At 47.4% G+C, this 17,648-nt stretch carries 13 protein-coding genes; 1 reads left to right on the top strand and 12 read right to left on the bottom strand.

Features of this window, described 5'->3' with window-relative positions; all coding sequences use genetic code 11:
- Positions 1–400 precede the first annotated feature (400 nt).
- The 10 genes from prpB to AC58P7_RS24525 form a co-directional block, all read right to left on the bottom strand.
- Positions 401–1,309 carry a methylisocitrate lyase gene (gene prpB / locus AC58P7_RS24570; RefSeq protein ID WP_497347609.1) on the bottom strand — a complete coding sequence of 303 codons (909 nt, stop codon included), beginning with the start codon at positions 1,307–1,309 and terminating at the stop codon, positions 401–403.
- A 30-nt stretch (positions 1,310–1,339) separates the two neighbouring features.
- Positions 1,340–2,788 carry a bifunctional 2-methylcitrate dehydratase/aconitate hydratase gene (locus tag AC58P7_RS24565; RefSeq protein ID WP_497347607.1) on the bottom strand — a complete coding sequence of 483 codons (1,449 nt, stop codon included), beginning with the start codon at positions 2,786–2,788 and terminating at the stop codon, positions 1,340–1,342.
- A gap of 30 nt (positions 2,789–2,818) precedes the next feature.
- A complete protein-coding gene (gene mmgD, locus AC58P7_RS24560) occupies positions 2,819–3,937 on the bottom strand; it encodes a citrate synthase (RefSeq protein ID WP_497347605.1) in 1,119 nt (372 codons plus the stop codon).
- A gap of 130 nt (positions 3,938–4,067) precedes the next feature.
- Positions 4,068–5,378, bottom strand: coding sequence for an RNA polymerase factor sigma-54 (gene rpoN, locus AC58P7_RS24555; RefSeq protein WP_497347603.1), 1,311 nt, complete (start codon positions 5,376–5,378; stop codon positions 4,068–4,070).
- A gap of 628 nt (positions 5,379–6,006) precedes the next feature.
- Positions 6,007–9,279, bottom strand: coding sequence for a carbohydrate-binding protein (locus AC58P7_RS24550; RefSeq protein ID WP_497347601.1), 3,273 nt, complete (start codon positions 9,277–9,279; stop codon positions 6,007–6,009).
- Positions 9,280–9,296: 17 nt separating this feature from the next.
- Positions 9,297–10,625 (bottom strand): ABC transporter substrate-binding protein, encoded by a 1,329-nt coding sequence (locus AC58P7_RS24545; RefSeq protein ID WP_497347599.1) that lies wholly within the window; start codon positions 10,623–10,625, stop codon positions 9,297–9,299.
- 22 nt (positions 10,626–10,647) lie between these two features.
- Positions 10,648–11,532 carry a carbohydrate ABC transporter permease gene (locus tag AC58P7_RS24540; RefSeq protein WP_497347597.1) on the bottom strand — a complete coding sequence of 295 codons (885 nt, stop codon included), beginning with the start codon at positions 11,530–11,532 and terminating at the stop codon, positions 10,648–10,650.
- Between the two features lie 5 nt (positions 11,533–11,537).
- Complete coding sequence (locus tag AC58P7_RS24535) at positions 11,538–12,443, bottom strand: carbohydrate ABC transporter permease (protein WP_497347595.1); 906 nt, start codon at positions 12,441–12,443, stop codon at positions 11,538–11,540.
- A 19-nt stretch (positions 12,444–12,462) separates the two neighbouring features.
- A complete protein-coding gene (locus AC58P7_RS24530) occupies positions 12,463–13,737 on the bottom strand; it encodes a glycoside hydrolase family 125 protein (protein WP_497347593.1) in 1,275 nt (424 codons plus the stop codon).
- A 206-nt stretch (positions 13,738–13,943) separates the two neighbouring features.
- A complete protein-coding gene (locus AC58P7_RS24525) occupies positions 13,944–14,267 on the bottom strand; it encodes a GntR family transcriptional regulator (RefSeq protein WP_497347591.1) in 324 nt (107 codons plus the stop codon).
- A 162-nt stretch (positions 14,268–14,429) separates the two neighbouring features.
- On the opposite strand from AC58P7_RS24525, the gene AC58P7_RS24520 reads away from it, so the two are divergent.
- Complete coding sequence (locus tag AC58P7_RS24520) at positions 14,430–14,864, top strand: hypothetical protein (RefSeq protein WP_497347589.1); 435 nt, start codon at positions 14,430–14,432, stop codon at positions 14,862–14,864.
- Positions 14,865–15,186: 322 nt separating this feature from the next.
- On the opposite strand, the gene AC58P7_RS24515 is transcribed toward AC58P7_RS24520, so the two are convergent.
- A complete protein-coding gene (locus AC58P7_RS24515; RefSeq protein ID WP_497347587.1) occupies positions 15,187–15,372 on the bottom strand; it encodes a hypothetical protein in 186 nt (61 codons plus the stop codon).
- A gap of 321 nt (positions 15,373–15,693) precedes the next feature.
- Positions 15,694–17,574, bottom strand: coding sequence for a glycoside hydrolase family 43 protein (locus AC58P7_RS24510; protein ID WP_497347585.1), 1,881 nt, complete (start codon positions 17,572–17,574; stop codon positions 15,694–15,696).
- Between the last annotated feature and the right edge of the window lie 74 nt (positions 17,575–17,648).

The following is a 17,648-nucleotide window of genomic DNA, read 5'->3' as shown; positions in this document are numbered from 1 at the left end:
ATCTCGTATTTCAGGCTCTTTCTTCATGCGTAGCTGCAAGGACACGATGGGCTTCGCGACTGTCGTAAATATCCATAAAAGAATAAAATTACCAAATTGTCAGGGTTACCTTTAAGAAAGGCTTGACCTTTTGGTTTATGAACGAAAAAATAGATTTCTTAATTTTCAGACGATTAAGGTTTTAAAGTTTATGCAACGCTAGTGCGTAAATCCCCCAAGAAAACCCGCGTAAATGGTATAATTAATCCAAATAGTACGGTTCTCGGGGGTTAGTATCACATGGCCCGAATGGATTCCTTTATGTTCAGCAGCTCTTGCAAGAAGCTGACTCGTCTTGAACTTGTGTACAAAGTCGTTCAAAACAAAAGCTTACTCACCCATTCCCCTCCGCAATTGAGATTTACTCCTTGGTTGGCAAGAATGTCTTGGCTATTTTCCCATCCAACTTTTCGTAATCATAATACCGTATCGTTTCATACAGTTCTTTTCGGGTTTGCATATTATAGAGCGAGCCGAACTGCGTTCCCGTCTGACTGATCTCCGCAAATACACGTTCGTATGCCTTTGCGGCTACCCGCAGAGAAGTAACGGGGTAAATGACCATGTTGAATCCCCAGTCCTCAAACTGATCCGCCGTATAGTACGGCGTTCTTCCGAATTCGGTCATATTGGCCAGCAAAGGGCAATCTACCACGGCCCTGAATTGTCGAAACTCTTCCTCGCTTTCAAGGGCTTCCGGAAATATGCCGTCAGCCCCTGCCGCCACATATTGCTTAGCGCGTTCAATAGCCGCATCCATCCCATCCACGCTTTTCGCATCCGTGCGGGCGAGAACGAAGAGGCTAGGACTTATTTCTTTGATCGTGCGAATTTTTTGAACCATTTCCTGCGTGGAAATTAGTTTCTTGCCGTTCAAATGGCCGCATTTTTTCGGCATTTCCTGATCCTCGATTTGAACGGCGGCTACTTTCGCTTCCACCATTTCCTTTGCGGTTCGGGCAACGTTAAGCACGCCGCCAAAACCTGTATCTATATCGACAAGCAGCGGAAGTCCGGAGGCGCGGATAAGCTCGCGTGCGCGATCAGCTACCTCGTTAGAATAGATCAAGCCTAAATCAGGCAGACCGCGGCTTGCCGTATAAGCGGCTCCGGAAAGATAGATCGCTTTAAAATCAAATTGTTTGGCCATTCTTGCTGCCATTCCATCATGCGTGCCGGGGATTTTTACAATCGAACCGGCACTCACGAGTTTTCGGAATTGTGCAGCCAACTGTTTTTGTTCCGGTTCTTCTTCAATTAGCCACGTCATAGTACCCTCCAATAAGACTTGATTCAACAATTAGATTACAAACATGCTCATAAATTCTTGGACAGGTGTCTCAATCAAGCTGTCAAAATCAAGGGATAGTTGAAGGATGTCTGCCGTCTTTTTCCTAGGGAATCTTGTCAACAAATTGGATTCATACTTTTCAGCGATTTTCGGCAATCCTTCGGCACGGCGTCTACGATGGCCAATTGGATATTCACAAATCACCTTTTCAGTATGGGTACCATCTTTGAAATGTATTTGAATCGCATTGGCTATGGAACGTTTCTCCGGATCGAGGTAGTCTTTGGTATACTGCGCATCCTCTTCTACAGTCATTTTTTCCCTAATAGCATCAATTCTTGGATCATTCGCTACTTCATCCTCATAATGTTCGGCGGTTAATGTGCCAAACAACAACCCGATCGCAACCATGTATTGTAAACAATGATCTCGATCCGCAGGATTGTTCAGAGGACCTTTTTTATCAATGATCCGAATAGCAGATTGATGCGTGATCAGCATAATTTGACTAATATCGTCAAGGCGATTCTTCACCAATTCGTGTAATTCAAAAGCACATTCAACCGCTGTCTGTGCGTGAAATTCGGCAGGGAAAGAAATTTTAAACAGCACGTTTTCCATTACGTAGGAACCAAGCGAACGACCAAGCGTCAATTCTTGGCCTTTGAATAAAACATCCTGAAATCCCCAGTTTTTTGCCGAAAGTGCAGTAGAGTATCCCATTTCACCATTTACAGCCATCAAACCCAGACGGACTGCTCGGCTAGTGGCGTCGCCAGCTGCCCAAGATTTGCGCGATCCAGTGTTCGGGGCATGACGATAAGTTCTTAAACTGCCACCATCGAGCCACGCATTAGATATTGCATTAATAATCTGTTGCTTATTTCCGCCTAACATTGCCGTGATAACAGCTGTAGAGGCAACTTTTACAAAAAGCACGTGATCCAGACCTACACGGTTTAAGCTGTTCTCAAGCGCCAAAACACCTTGAATTTCATGGGCTTTAATCGCAGCCGTCAATACATCTTTCACAGTTAACGGCGCTTTTCCTTCCGACACATAGCTGCGGCTTAGATAGTCTGCCACGGCAAGGATGCTTCCCAGATTATCCGATGGATGCCCCCATTCCGCAGCAAGCCAAGTATCGTTATAATCGAGCCAGCGGATCATACAACCGATATTGAATGCGGCGTGAACCGGATCGAGTTCGAATCTCGTTCCCGGCACTCTTGCTCCGCCCGGATAATATGCGCCTGGAACTATCGGTCCCAAATGCTTCGTACATTCCGGGAAACGCAATGCTAAAAGTCCCGTTCCCAATGAATCCAATAAGACATGTTGAGCAATCCGATACGCTTCTTTACTTTCAACCGTATAATTCAATGCATAATCCGCAATGTCAACAAGAAGTTGGTCGGCTTTCAGATCTTTCGCTGGTGCATAATCAATAGTACTCATTTCGTTAGTTCTCCTTATCCGTTATTAGATTTATGAATGTTGGGGATGCAAATTGCGAGGTCCTGTGTAAAGGACGCGGGGCCTGAATAACCGATTGTTTTCATGTTGCTCGATAACGTGGGCACAAATACCGATGGTTCGTGCAGCAAGGAAGACCGGCGTGAACAAATCGATCGGAATTCCGAGCAGATGGTAAACCGGCGCCGCATAATAATCCAAGTTCGGATAAAGGCCTTTCTCGCGCTTCATCACTTCTTCCCCAATGACGCACATACGATACAGCTCTTCTTGATTCTTATCTTTAACCAGCTTTGCCAACGCTTCTTTCATAAGTACTGCGCGCGGATCGAGTTTTTTCATATAAACACGGTGGCCGAAACCCATAATGCGTTCTTTCTTGGCTAATTTCTCCAGCATCAGCGGTTCAATATTGGTTTCCGATCCTGCTTCCAAGAGCATTTTCATTACCGCTTCATTCGCCCCGCCGTGCAAAGTGCCTTTCAGCGATGCGACGCCGCCAGTTAACGCTCCGTAGATATCGGATTGCGTTGAGGTGATAACCCGCGCGGTAAATGTGGAGTTCGGCATTTCATGCTCGCTGTATACGATCAAGGATTGATCGAACACATTTTCCTCCATCTCCGTCGGAACTTGTCCTGTGATCATATATAAGAAATTGCCGGAATAGGACAGATCGTTCCGAGGCTCCAACAAAGGCTGCTTCGTTACTGCACGATACCCGTTAGCGACAATTTGTGGCACTTTCGCCAACAATCGAATCCCTTTGCGATAATTCGCCTCCCGGGAGCGGTCTTCGAGTTCCTCATCAAAACTGGCAATCGCAGAAATTCCCGTTCTTAAAACATCCATTATGTTCGCCTGTGGAGGAAGCAATTGCAGTATGGCGAGGACATCCTTCGGAAAATCATAAGCGGATTTCAATTTATCTTCTAGGTAAGCGCGCTGATCCGCAGTAGGCAGAGCGCCGTCGAGCAGTAATCCGACAATATCCAAATACTTCGTTTTCTTGGCAAGTTCGATCAAATCGTAACCGCGCAGTACAATTTCTTCATTCTCAACATCAAGATAAGAAATGGCGGTTTCGCTTGCAATAACATTCTCAAGACCGGGTTGATATTGCGTACTCATCGGCTTCAAACCCCTTTTAGTATCATTTTATCTATCATGGGCCAAGTGTATAATACATTCATTCACCCGTCTAATATACATATCGTCTCTTGTAATATGCCGAATATATGACGAGCAGCACGATAACTGATCAGCTTATGCTGCGTAGCCGAGATGACAACAGATGCAGCTCCTCCCGGTATTTCATCACGGTACGGCGAGATATTTCAATCCCATCTTGGCGCAGGATATCTGTAATCTTCTGATCCGAAAGTGGATTGCTCTTGTTTTCCTTGTCAATCAGCTCACGTATTTTTTCTTTGATGCATGTGGACGATACGGATTCCCCTTGCTTAACCGCCAGACCATTCGTAAAGAAAAACTTCAATTCGAACAGTCCTTGTGGCGTCTGGACCCATTTATTTTGCACGGCTCGAGAGATGGTAGACTCGTTTAATTCGAGCTTTTCTGCAATCGTATTCAATTTCATTGGTCTTAAATAAGCAATTCCTTTCTCCAAAAAGAGACTCTGATCGTGAACTATCGCTTCGATCACCCTGAGAATCGTAACTTTTCTTTGTTCAAGACTGCGGGTTAACCAATGAACCGACTGGATATGCTGATTAATGTAGGCTTTCACTTTGTAATCGCTTTCAATTCGGAGTTGTTGATAATATTGATTCATATAAACCTTAGGAATACAGCTTTTATTCATCACTATGGAAAAACCGTTGTCTCCATGCTGGATGAAAGCATCAGGTTCAATGTATCTGGCAGGTTGACGGTTAAAAGAAAGACCGGGACGAGGATTAAGTTTTCTAATATAAGACAGAGACTGTTGCACCTGTTCCAAGGAAATACCCAGTTCATCGGCAATTCGCTGCAACTTCCCCCTACCCAATTCACTTAAATAACCGCTCACAATCGGATAGGCCCAAAGATCTGCGGCCGAATCCCGGCGGATTTGAATCTGCAGACATTCCTGCAGGGTCCGCGCACCTACCCCTACCGGCTCAAGCATCTGCACGTAATTCAGAGCGCATTCCACAACTTCCAATGGTTCATGCAAATTAGTGCTTACTTCTACTAGGTTGAGATTCAAAAGGCCATCATCATTTAAATTTCCTATTAAATAGGCGGCTATTTTATAATGCCGCTCATCCAGCATGCTATTGATGCGAAGCTGGCTTAGACAGGCCGCTTCCAACGTCTCATCGGGGGCACTCGCGCGCTCGAAAAGAAAGTCGCGGTGATCCTCCCGATCATATTGTAGTGACTTGAACCTTTGCCGACTATACGAAACGGAAGCAAATTCCACCTCCATGACTGGATTATCCGCCATCTGCTCCTGAACGTAAGCGGTTAAATCCGCCGAAGCCATCTGCAAAATATTCAGTTTTTGCACAAGTTGGGGGGTGATCTGCAAAGACATGGATTGATTTTGCACTAATTTATGCTGCAAAAACATAATAAACACCCACTTTAATCGTTATAAAATCACAAACGATTGCTCTGTTCCGCGAGTTTCACAGGATGTCTTCAGGCCATACGATGCTTAATATAATCATTTAAGCGTATACGCTTGTGAAAAAAACTACAGTTGTCTCCCTTCCGTCTTTCATTACCATCAAAGCCAAACGTATCGCTAGGGTGACCACGTTTTCTTAAGTCTACAAACAAACTGACATTGAAGCTAATATTCGTTATATACTAGGTGATATGTATCAAATACTACGAGTGCCATGAAACAAGACTCCCGTTATATCACGTCCCATTGCATAGTAATACGTCCAATCAACATCCTTGTTTTATCGAATTCCGATTGTCCTACATGTGATCGGCGGTATGTATCCGTGCTGAGCACCTCCTTAACATGGCTTGGAAAAACGATCTTTCCTAATCTTATTGCAAATCATGCAGGTCAACTAACATTATGGCGACTATTTACTAGTCCTTTTTCGACTTTTTGCAAACAACGACGAATAAAACTAAACCCCTAGCATCTCTGCTAGGGGCATCTGTACTATTGGAAACCACTCCGACCACTTTAACAATTTGTTTACTTCTATAATAGGTTCATTCGTATCATTTCATCTATTTCCAAACGATTTTTGCCAGGTATTGATGAGGAATTGAGCATCCGTATTCAGAATCGCCTTAGCATGAGCTTTTACGTTATTGCTTAAGGCTTCATTATTTAAGTGCTTGATAAAATCCTGCATATGTTTTATCGCTTGATTTTGGTGGCCTATATCAAACTGATGTTGAGCCTGCTCAAGAGCATTGGTAAGCTGCGGGATGATCGCTCCGCTCAGTTCTCCGGAATTCACGAAACGGGTTATTAGATGCTGCATGGAATAGACGCTTGTCGTCACGCTGACATTCCATGTATGTTGAAGCCTGTTCCCTGAAGCGTCCTCAATAGTGACATCGGCCGTCTTCGTTCCTGGATTTCCGGCCATATCGATGTCAACACTTTGCATCGTCTGAGGATCAAACGTATATACGCTTCCATCGATTGCGATTTTAGCTGACCTTATGGCCGATAAGAGATCCCATGCTTTGAAGTTTAGAGCGGCATCGTCTTCAAAAGAATCACCGTCTTTTAAAATAATGCCGTTAGCGGATAGAACAAAATAAGGCAAATCCCTACTGTCTACGTTGATTCCCTTCGATACGTTCCCCGATTTGTCCACGTTCTTAAGCAAGATCGTATAGTTATTACTCTTATCGAGTCCCGATAAAACGGCAGTTTGTATGCCTCGACCGACAACGATTGTGTTTCCGACCGGTTGGCCGTTGCTGAATACCGTGATTTGACTCTTTTGACCGTCGATGTCGTAAGGGCCGTCCCAATACAATGTCATGGTATCGTTGCTGCGAATTACTTGCACGTTCTCTACCTCTCCCGGAGGCACACTGTCAGGTACGGGCACAGGCGGCAGAGTCGGCGCCGTAAATACCGCCGGGTCACCGAAAGTAAATTTATCGAAGTTGTATAGCCAGTCGCTGCCCTTGAATAGCATAAACACAATGTGTTTACCAGTTACGGGGGTGGTGACATCAGCCGAGGTAACCTTGAAATTTTGCCACCCTCCGGTTCCCGAAACAGAACTGGTTGCGATAACTGGGCCGCTCATACTGTCGATTCTTACTTCTATCGTTCCTCCTCCAGTAGCGCTTGCCGCATTCACATAAAATTTGGTCGGGCTCGCAGTTCCAAAGTCAATATAATTGTACATGGCATACGGCTTATTAGGACCGTATAATCCCGCCATGTATGTTTGACCGCCGCCGCTTTCTGTACCGAAGCCTACGCCGCTGGTATAGTTCTCTGCTTCCAGCTTGCCATAAGCATCCCTTGCTTTCCCTTTCAATGTCGTAAAGGTGAACCAATCCAAATTGCAGGGCGCGTCGCTGCCGTTTGTTCCATGGAATACGAGATACACATCGTGCACGCCAACCGCCTTGGTGTCATCGATATTGGCCATCAAGTCCACCCAATTATTCCAATTTCCTAATGCCGGAATCCCGATCACGCCTGCAGTCGGCCCGTCCAAACTGTCCAGCTTCACTTCGATCGTACCGCCTTGATTGCCGCTGGTCACATGAACGGTAACGCCGGCGGCGCCGGTTCCAAAGTCGATGCCTTTATAGGAGGCATAAGCGTTGTTTTTAATGCCGTCCAGGAAGCCCCAATCGGCATTTTTGCTGAGACCCGAACTACTATCGAAATTGCCGGCCTTCAGCCTTGCGTATGCATCCGATTTTGTCGGATCCGTTGTGGTGAATTTAAACCAGTTCATATTAAACAAATATTGATCGTTCGTCTTCGTAAAGACGAGATAGACGTCGTGAACGCCGGTTACCTTGCTCGGATTACCTTGATCGTTTTTAAGAACCGTCACGGCATCCGTAAAATTGTTCCATCCGCCTGTCCCTTGCACATTCAGGTTTCCGACTTTTGCGCCGTTCAAGGAGTCAAGCCTGATTTCGATGTTACCCCCGCCCGTTCCGCTTGCCGCTCTGGCTATAAAGCCTACAGCGCCCGCAGATCCGAAGTCGATATTTTTATAAGCCGCATAGAGTCCGGGCTGAATGCCGCCCAATTGCAGTGTGCCTTCCGTGCTGCCTTCCATGATAAATCCGGTTCCGATGTTATAGCTTTCCGCTTCTATTTTATTGTAAGGATTTTTTACCGCATATCCGGGAGCGACGTCCTGCGATTGCAAAACGGATAAAGCTTCGACGGCACCGGATGATGCCCAAGACTCATAAGTTCCGGAAAGCAGCTGCCCCGACCAATTGCCGTCGACGATATTGTCGGCGTTTCGATTGTTCCATGCCATTTGGGCGTTGAAAGCAAGCCAGTAGTTAAAGTCGGCGGCGAATTGCTTATATTTGCTTTCGTTTCGCTCATTGACGGCCTTTTGCAGATAGGCTAGATTGCGGAGCAGGATCGTTTTGCCGCCCTTCAGGTCGCCGTTCGGTCCTTCATAGTCGAGCAACCGATTCGCATCGACTTGATGATCCTTCGTAAAGTTCGCTGCTTTCACGGCATCGTCAAGATACACGGTATTTCCGGTTATTCGATACAATCCTACCGCTGCTCCAATGAAAGTGCCTTGATTATAATGAGTCGCATCCGGTGCTGCGCCTTTCTCCACCTCGATGCGGTCAAACACTTTCCCGTTGCCGTCTGTAAGCATCGTCTTGCCCCATCGGTAAATACGGGAAGCGGCATCCAAATAATGATCGTCCTTTGTAATGTTATACAGATAAACCGCCGCTTCGGCTGCCGGGAAGTTAATGCAGGCATTCTTCGTTGAATGATCCGTATTCAACCACCAGATACCGCCGTTCGCAAAGCTGTCGTCCCATTGCGTATTGTAGACAAAGTCGAAATAATACTTGGCTTTATCCAAATATTTTTGGTTTTTAGTTATTTCGTAAGCTCTCGCTGACGCCATCGCCCACCACATGATGTCGTCGTTGAAATGATTGTTCGTCCAATCCGACCCGTATTTCGCTACCGTTCCGTCAAAAACATCGTCAATCTGAGTCCGAAGCTTCGCTTTCAAGCCGCTGTCGGATGTATGAACATAGGCGTCCATGACCGTTTCCCAAAGCTCCGCTTCTACCCAGAAATCCTGATAGTTGTTGCCGCGATTCGAATTTTCCCAAAAATACTTTGCGCTGCTGTCCCAAAATTTCGCGTTAAATGCTTGTATGGCCGTATCTGCGTCCGACGAAGTAAATGCATTCGCTTTTGGGCTTCCCAGGGCAGAATATGATGTGAAAGTTAATGCAAACGCCGTTGTCAACAGTAAAAGTTTAGAGCGGATTCTTTTTGTCAGTACCATTACATTACCTCCCCGGATTATTTGGATGACGCTATCACTTTGTTCACCTTGTCGGCCATATCCTTCAGCTCGGCTTCGCCGGCTTTGCCGCTCAAGACATTATTCCAGACGGCGTCGATGAACGGGCCTGCTTTCCCGGACCAGGTCGTAAGGAACCGTACCGGCTGAATGTTCGGTGATTTTAGAATATAATCGATACCGTCCGCCAAATCCGGGTGCCCCGCTTTCTTGAGCGTATCGAAATAAGCGCCTGCGGCCGATTTGTAAGCGGCGGGAGCGACCGGTGTGGACGGCAGCACTTCCTGATACATCGACGAATCAAGATACATCAGCACTTTCCAGACCGCATCCGGATTCTTGATAGTGGCCGGGCTGCACCAACCGACGGCGTCATAAATCTCCGATTGCGTCTTCACGACAGGCTGAGGAGCATAGCCCCATTCCAGGTTCGGCGCATTGCGGATCAGGTCGTCTGCCACCCACTGCCCTTGCATCGTCATCGCAACTTTGCCGTCCTTAAATGACGCCATAACGCCCGATTGGTCGAACGTCGGCGGAATCATGGATTTGTCGGCAATCGCCTTCTGATACTTCTTCACGCCCTCGATAAATTGCGGGCTCACTTCCACCTTCGTCGGGTTTACGATCGAATCCGTAAAAGGAGCGCCCCCCGCCGATACCGAATACAGCGACATGTTGAACGCATCGGGGCGGCCATAATATCCGTATTGCTGAACGCCGCCTTTGTTCGATGTCAGTTTCGCCATGTCGCCAAAAAATTCATCATACGTCCAACCCTGCTTCGGCTCCGGAAGTCCGGCATCTTTGAACAGCTTTTTGTTGTAGAAAACGCCATATGTATTAAGAAGGCCCGGCAATCCGTAAAGCTTGTTATTCGATTTCCAACTGTCGACGACACCCGGATAAAATCCGTTCATAAAATCCTTATCCGAACTCGCTTTGGCCGACCAGTCGTAAAGGAGTCCTTTCGCGCCGTTTTGCAACGTCATGTCATTGCCTGTCATGAAAATGTCCGGGGCCTGCTTGGCCGCCATCATCTCGTTGATTTTAATGCCGTAATCCTGGAGCGGAGCCGGGAGCAGCTTAACGGTGATACCCGGGTTCTTTTCTTCGAACTTCTTCATCGAAGCCATGATCTTGTCGTTCATTGCCTGAGACTCCCAAGTCATCAGCGTGACTTCCGTCGTCGCCGCTTTGCTGTTGTTGCCGGACGTAGGCGCCGGAGCAGTCGTACTTCCCGAGCCCGTGCTGTTTGTGCAGCCGGCTGCCGTCCCCAATGCCAGCGTCAATACTCCTGCCAAACTAACCATTTTAATCGCTTTCATTTTATAGACCTCCTAGGATTGTTTATTTCAAGCCGGCGGAATTGACCGACCCGAGACCCTGCATAAAGTACTTTTGGCCGAAGAAAAAGATGATGATCATCGGAAGCATGTAGATTAAATCTGCCGCCATGAAATAGTTCCACTGTGTCGTCCAACTTGATGCAAAAGAGGCAAGAGCTACCGATAGCGTCCATTTGCTTTGATCCGCAATATAGATGAGTGGCTCTAGGTACTGGTTCCATGCTCCGTTAAAGGCGAAGATAATCATGGTGACGATGACTGGCAGCGACATGGGAACAAGCACATACCAAAGGATTTGGAAGTCTCCGGCCCCGTCGATCTTGGATGCCTCGTCGAACGATTTCGGAATCGTGCTCGTGAATTGGATGAACAAGAACGTAAAGGTGGCATTGCCGAGAAATGCCGGTACGATCAGCGGAAGATAAGTATTGTACCAGCCGAGCGAGACGAACAGATGGAAGATCGGAACGAGACCTACAAAGCCCGGCAGCATGAGGCTGCCGACGAAGAACGAAAACCACATTTTCCGCCCTGGAAAACGAAGCCTGCCCAAGCCGTATCCGACGAGGACCGAGCTGACGACCTGCCCGATCGTGCAGGCGACGGCGATGAAGATCGAATTGCCGAATGTCCGCCAAAAGTGAATGGTTTGCGTTCCCTTGACGAAGTTTTCCAGATGAAACTCCTTCGGGTACCAATCGGGCGGTATCTTGAATATTTCTTCATTCCCTTTCAGCGCTATCGTAATCATCCAGAGGAGCGGATACAGCATGGCGATGGAGCCGACGAGAAGAATTAAGAAACGAACCGTATCTTTCATCGGATATTTGGATACACGGACGGCTGTCCGGGAATTTTCAATTGCCGCAGACTGGGACATAGCCATTCGTTTCACCCCCTGTTGTCATTTTCGTAATACACGAATCGATTGGAATACCTATAAGTAAGCAGAGTGAAGAACATGATGATGAGGAACAGAACCCAAACCTCAGCGATGCCGTATCCGAACATTTTACCGTTAAACACATCTCCGTAAATCTTATAATTGAGCAGCAGCGTCGAGAAGTTGGGACCGCCATGAGTTAAGACAACAATTTGGGTGAATGCCTGAAAGGAGCCGATAATACCCAAAATGAGCTGCAGAAAAAGAATCGGTGTGATCATCGGCAGCGTCACACGGGAGAACGTCGTCCATCCGCTGGCCCCGTCCACCTCCACAGCTTCATACAAATCCTGCGGTACGGATTGCAGTCCGCTTAAGAAGATGATCATCCCCGAACCGACCTGCCACAAGCCGGACAGGATGATGGATAGAAGAGCCGTATTCTCGCTCGTGAGCCAAGGAGCGGCCGGCAGGCCGAACAATCCGAGCACCTGATTGGCCAATCCATACTGCGGATGATACATGAAAAGCCATAGGGTCAAGGTTGCCACCGCTGGGATAACTGTCGGCAAGTAAAAGGCAGTCCGGAAAAACTTGATGCCCGGCAGCTTGCGGTTGAGAAGCATGGCCAGCACAAGGCCGAATATGAGTGATGAAGGCACATTGAGCAGAACGAAATAGAAGGTCACTCGGAGCGACTTCCAGAAAGCCGGATCGACTGTAAACATGTAAGTGAAGTTATCGAATCCGACAAACTTAGGCTTATTGATGCCGTCCCAATCCGTAAGCGCATAATAAAGCGAAGAGATTAACGGATAGGCGACGAATACGCTGAAACCGATAATCGAGGGGAGGATGAACAAATAACCCTTGATCCATTGGCGGTAAACCCTCTTGCGGGATGCTGCAATCAAAAGTTCCGACCACCTTTCTTTATTCGGGTTTCTGTTCGAGCCATCGGCAAATAAACTCGCCGAACAAACTGTTCGCCCAAGCGAACCATTCTCTTGAGAACGTATCCGGTCTGTCGGGATGGAAGCTTTCGTGCATAAAGCCTGTGCCTGCGGTAGTGGAAACTAACATCCGTACCAGATCGTCCCGCTCAATCGGATCGATCGAGGTCAGCCCTTGGATGATGAGTCCGATCGGCCAAATGTGACCGGGCGGCGTATGCGGGCTGCCGACGCCTTGGGCGAAGCGGCCCGACGAGTAATACGGGTTATCCGGACTTAGAACGAATTTTCTTGTATTCCTATAGATCGGGTCGTTCGCGTCTCGGTAACCAAGGTAAGGAATCGAAAGCAGGCTCGGAACGTTGGCGTCATCCATCAGATTGTAGTTGCCGAAGCCGTCGGTTTCGTAAGCGTACATCCATCCGTGCTCAGGATGCTTGACCTTGCCGTATGTCTCGATACCGAATTCGATTTCCATAGATAATTTGTAAGCGCTTTCACTTAAACCGTGGTCATGATACATCTCCTTGGCCAACTGTCCAATATAACGAAGGATGATGACGGCGAACATATTCGAAGGGATCAAGAATCCGAACTTGCAGGCATCGTCGCTCGGTCGGAAGCCCGACCAGATCATGCCGGTATAATTGGTTCGGGTACCTCTTCCGCTGAAGGGCAGCGTGTCTGAAGGAGGGCAGCCCATTCTTTCGAAAGCGTACTCGGAATCTCGGTCGTGCCGCTGTTCTATGCGCATGATTTCAACAATCCGATGAATCATCGCATGTACCGTTTCACTGAATACCATTCTGTCCTGAGTAGCTTCCCAATAGTCCCAGCACAGTTGAACAGGATAACATAGTGAATCCAATTCGTACTTCCGTTCCCAAACCCAAGGTCCTTTGACCGTTAGGTCTCCCGAATGCCCTTGCCCATTCGGCTCCTTATTGAATGCGTTTGCGTATGGATCGAGCATCAGGTATCGAGCCTGCCGTTCGATTACCCCGCGTATCATCCGCTGTACATCCGGATCGTCGGCTGCCAGCTGAATATAAGGCCGAACCTGGGCGGACGAATCTCTGAGCCACATCGCCGGGATATCTCCGGTAATGACGAAAGACGTCCCGTCGTCCAACAGTTCTACAGTCGTTTCCAACGTATTCGGATAGCATTTCTGAAAGATTTCAGAAAGTCCTGGGTCGATCCGCTGAAGTCGATCCGCTGTTTCTTCAATTTTCCGATATACCGAACTATACATAACCACTCTCCTATTCAGCTTGTAATCGCTTCCTTTCATGGTTCAATATAACACCCTGAATAATATTATGTCAATATACTATTTATATATCAAGTATAATTTAATTATATCAACTCTTGATTGATAATCTCGAGATTATCCGCCGAATCAACTTGTACTTAACCAGGTGGTTTTCCGGGGTCATTTCACCAGCCCATTTGGAATGATCAAAGTCGGGTAAGATGAGGCTGACCTGACGATCCTCGGTCCCGCAGCGTGATCGCGTTCTCCCGGCCGTAGGGAACCGCTACCTGCTGTTCGTGGTAATCGAGAATTTTCTGGGCGACGTACGATCCCTTTCCCTGCACCCTCTCGATCCATTCGTGCTGCGCAAGAATCTCCAAAGCCTTTTTCGACGTAATGCGGCTGACGCTGAACTGAGTAGACAATTCGTTTTCCGAAGGAATACGATTGCCAGGTTTGAGCCTACCTGCCTTGATTTCATCCAACAAATGACTATATATCTTCTCGTATACGACATGACCTATCAATCATTAACCTGTAATATTATTGATATATTAATAGCGATATCTTCAAGTTATTAATATAACGATATATTATTTGTTGACAGATTTGCAAGTACGGTTTTATATTAAATGGTAAATATTTACAATTGTCAATAATCGGACGCGCGATAGCAAGGGAGGAATGTCATGAAATCATACTATACTCTCACATGGATCAGCTTTAAGAATAGGAAAGTGTATAAGCTGAATGATTTGTTCCGAGTCATCAGCTCAGTGTTACTAATCATCGGATTGGACATTGTGGCAAAAGAAAATATTCAAGAGTTTCTGAAACGGATAAACCGGGACAAGAAGATCACGATCATACTGACAACGTATAATTTGGACGATATCGAGCGGCTGTGTAAACGGGTAATATTCATCGATAAAGGACGGGTTCTATTCGACGGCAGTGCAGCAGGAATGACGGAACGCTTTGGAGGGCAGCGGTATCTTGTGGTGGAGACAGCACCGTTTAATGAACTAAATGCATCCTTGTGCAGCTTCAGTCTTCTTTGCTTTACGAGTGCGTTTATCGTGTCTGTAGCAATGTCCAGTGTAAGGCGATTGGAAAGGTTATAAGAGCTAAGCTGTTGGGAAGCGTTCGATGTTCTTGTGTTACTTTAGCCATACGTTTGTATGGATTGGGCTTTCTATGAGGACAGACGAGGTCGAATTTCTTCATAAGCCTCCGGATTCTCATCAGGTTGTAGATCACGCTAAACTCGTTCTCAAGCGTCATCTTAATAGAACGAGCCTTTTCTATGGAAGGCTTTCTTGATCAGATCTCCGGCTTGAACATCCGAAAGAGACCGCTCTTTACGGGTGTCTACGGCTTGTATGTAGTTGTAGTAGCCTGAGCGAGATATGCGAAGTAAATCGCAGAGGTAGCGAGTCGTACGTCCTAAACCTGACCTACAGTATCTTTAATCAGCTCAAATAACTTATTCTTGCTTAGATTCTTTCCTTTGACTACCAGCAACCTTTCTTTCGAGTCTAGCTTTTTTAACAATTCCACCTGAGATTCAAGGAGTTTAATTCTCGCTTCCTGTCTTGCAATGACTTCATCTTGCGTTAGTTCACGCTTCAAAGGACGCCCAGAAGCTTTTTTACGAGAGTCGGCTAGTCCGATAATTCCGTCTTTCCCATACGCTTTCTTCCAACGTTTGACGCACGCCTTTACACGTTGCCTTCCAATTATTAGACATGATGTAATCCCCTCCGATGCTTACTCGAGTATACAAAAAAAGATACCCACAGTCTGGACACTTTTTCAAAGTGTCCAGACTGTGGGTACCAGTGTATATTCAAGGTGGGGGCTATTTGACGCTTAGAAATATTTATAAGATTAATTGAATTTTATATTTATAAGTGGGGGAAGGCGTTTCGCCGCCTCGTTCAAGCAAATCCTCTAAAGCTGCACCTTCTTCATCAGCCCATCTTCGCCGAAGGTGAGCGGGTCTATGCAGACTTCGCGATGATAACCTTTTCCTTGTGTAAACCGGGTCAGCGGCGTGACAAACCGGTGATACGCAATCCAATACTTATCGGTGCCCGGCTCCTGGAGAATCGAATGATGAGCGGTGCCTAGCATATCCTTTTCCTTATTTTTGACAAGAACCGGGTAGCGGTAAGTTACCGGCCCGTAAAGATGCTCCGCCGTGCCATAGTTCACGTGGTAATCCTCGCTGCCAGTGTCATCGCAAGACCACGTGAAGTGATATTCCCCGCCTCGTTTGAGAACGGTGACCGCCTCCCTGAAGTCGTGCAAGCCGACAAGATTCTTCATCGTATGCTCAATTACGGATACCATATCTTCGCCGAGCTGTACGATTGCAGGGTGTGCATTTCCAAACAGCAGGTAAGCCGTACCGTCATCCTGGGTAAAGACAGATGGGTCAATGGCCTGGCCCATGGCGATTCCCAGACGCTTCATCTGTTCCATGGTAATAAGCGGCTCCGGTTGCGCGCGAAACGGCCCTGCCGGAGTTTCGGCAACCGCAACACCTATTGCGCTCACTTCGCTTTCCATTTTGCCACAGAAATAGAAGTAATATTTACCGTTTTTGCTGGCAATGGCCGGAGCCCATGCGCTGCCGACAGCCCAGGGTACATCTTCCGTCGCCAGATCTAGAATCACGCCTTCGTCTTTCCAAATACGCATGTCAGCGGAAGAAAACGCATGGAATTGCGTGCCCGACCAGCCCGTGAAGCCATCGGTTGTGGGATAGAGGTAATAACGGTCGCCGAACTTCGCCAGATCTGGGTCGGCGAATTGTCCGGGCAGCACCTGATGCCCATCGCCGAACGCCGCCAGAAGGCGGTTGCATTCATCATCGGTAATCGGGAGGACACCGCCATGGCGTTTCTTGTTTTTTCCTAAATCGAACGACCCTTCCGGCAGAACCCGGTATTCACCGCTTTCAAGGTCGGAGGTCAGCAAGGGGAGGTAGCCCTTTCCTTCCGCAAAGCGATCCACAATAAGGCACCACTCCTCGCGGTCGCCCAGCTTATAAATTTGCGGGCCTTCCACTCCTAACAATTCTTCCAAAACCGGAGCGTTCAGACTGGTGAATGAGTCTTTATCCAGTGATGTGCCTTTTTCGACCCGGATATTCTTCGTCGTTTCATCCTTGGAAAAACGGTAGTAGGCACCATTGTGGGCAATTATCGTGGTATCAATGATGTGGTTTTCCCGTTCAATATACTTTTCAGCCGCTGTAAAGCTGCGAAAGTCTCTGGTACGAGCGCTATAAATTTTTTGTTTCCGCTCTTTTTCCTGCGGTTCCTGCGTCGCGGAGGCCCAAAACACCAAGAAATCGTCCGAGGCTTCGTCATAAATAGCCTCAGGCGCCCAGACGCAGCCGGCACCCGGTACGCCAAGCGTGACTGCCCATGGTGAAGACCAATGCACCAGGTCGGCGGATTCCCAAATGATCATGTCGCGGCTTCCTTCAGTCACCGCAGCGGACCAGCCCTTTCCGTTTGCAATGCGGAGATCCGTGGCAATCAGATAAAACTTGTCCTCTTTGGGCGAGCGCACTAAAAACGGATCCCTCACGCCTTTTTCCCCCAGTTCGGAACGCAAAACCGGCAAGCCCGCGTTCAGGTCTTTCCAATACAGGCCGTCCTCACTGTAGGAGAAATAGACCTGCTCGCCGTCAGGCTGTTCCCCGATAAAATGTACCAAAAGATAACCTGAATAACTGCCATTATGTACTGACAAAATAAAGCCCCCCTTGCTGCGATCAAGACGCATAACTTCATGTATTTTGAAGTCTGATTTTATCATATTACCATATATCGTAACTGCTCAGCACTGCTGCATGAGATGACCACAGAAATTGCGGTGAATAGATACAGCGG

The sequence above is a fragment of the Paenibacillus sp. J22FR5 genome (assembly GCF_059691975.1).
The sequence above is the reverse complement of the archived record's forward strand: the minus strand, read 5'-3'. Positions and strand labels throughout refer to the sequence as shown.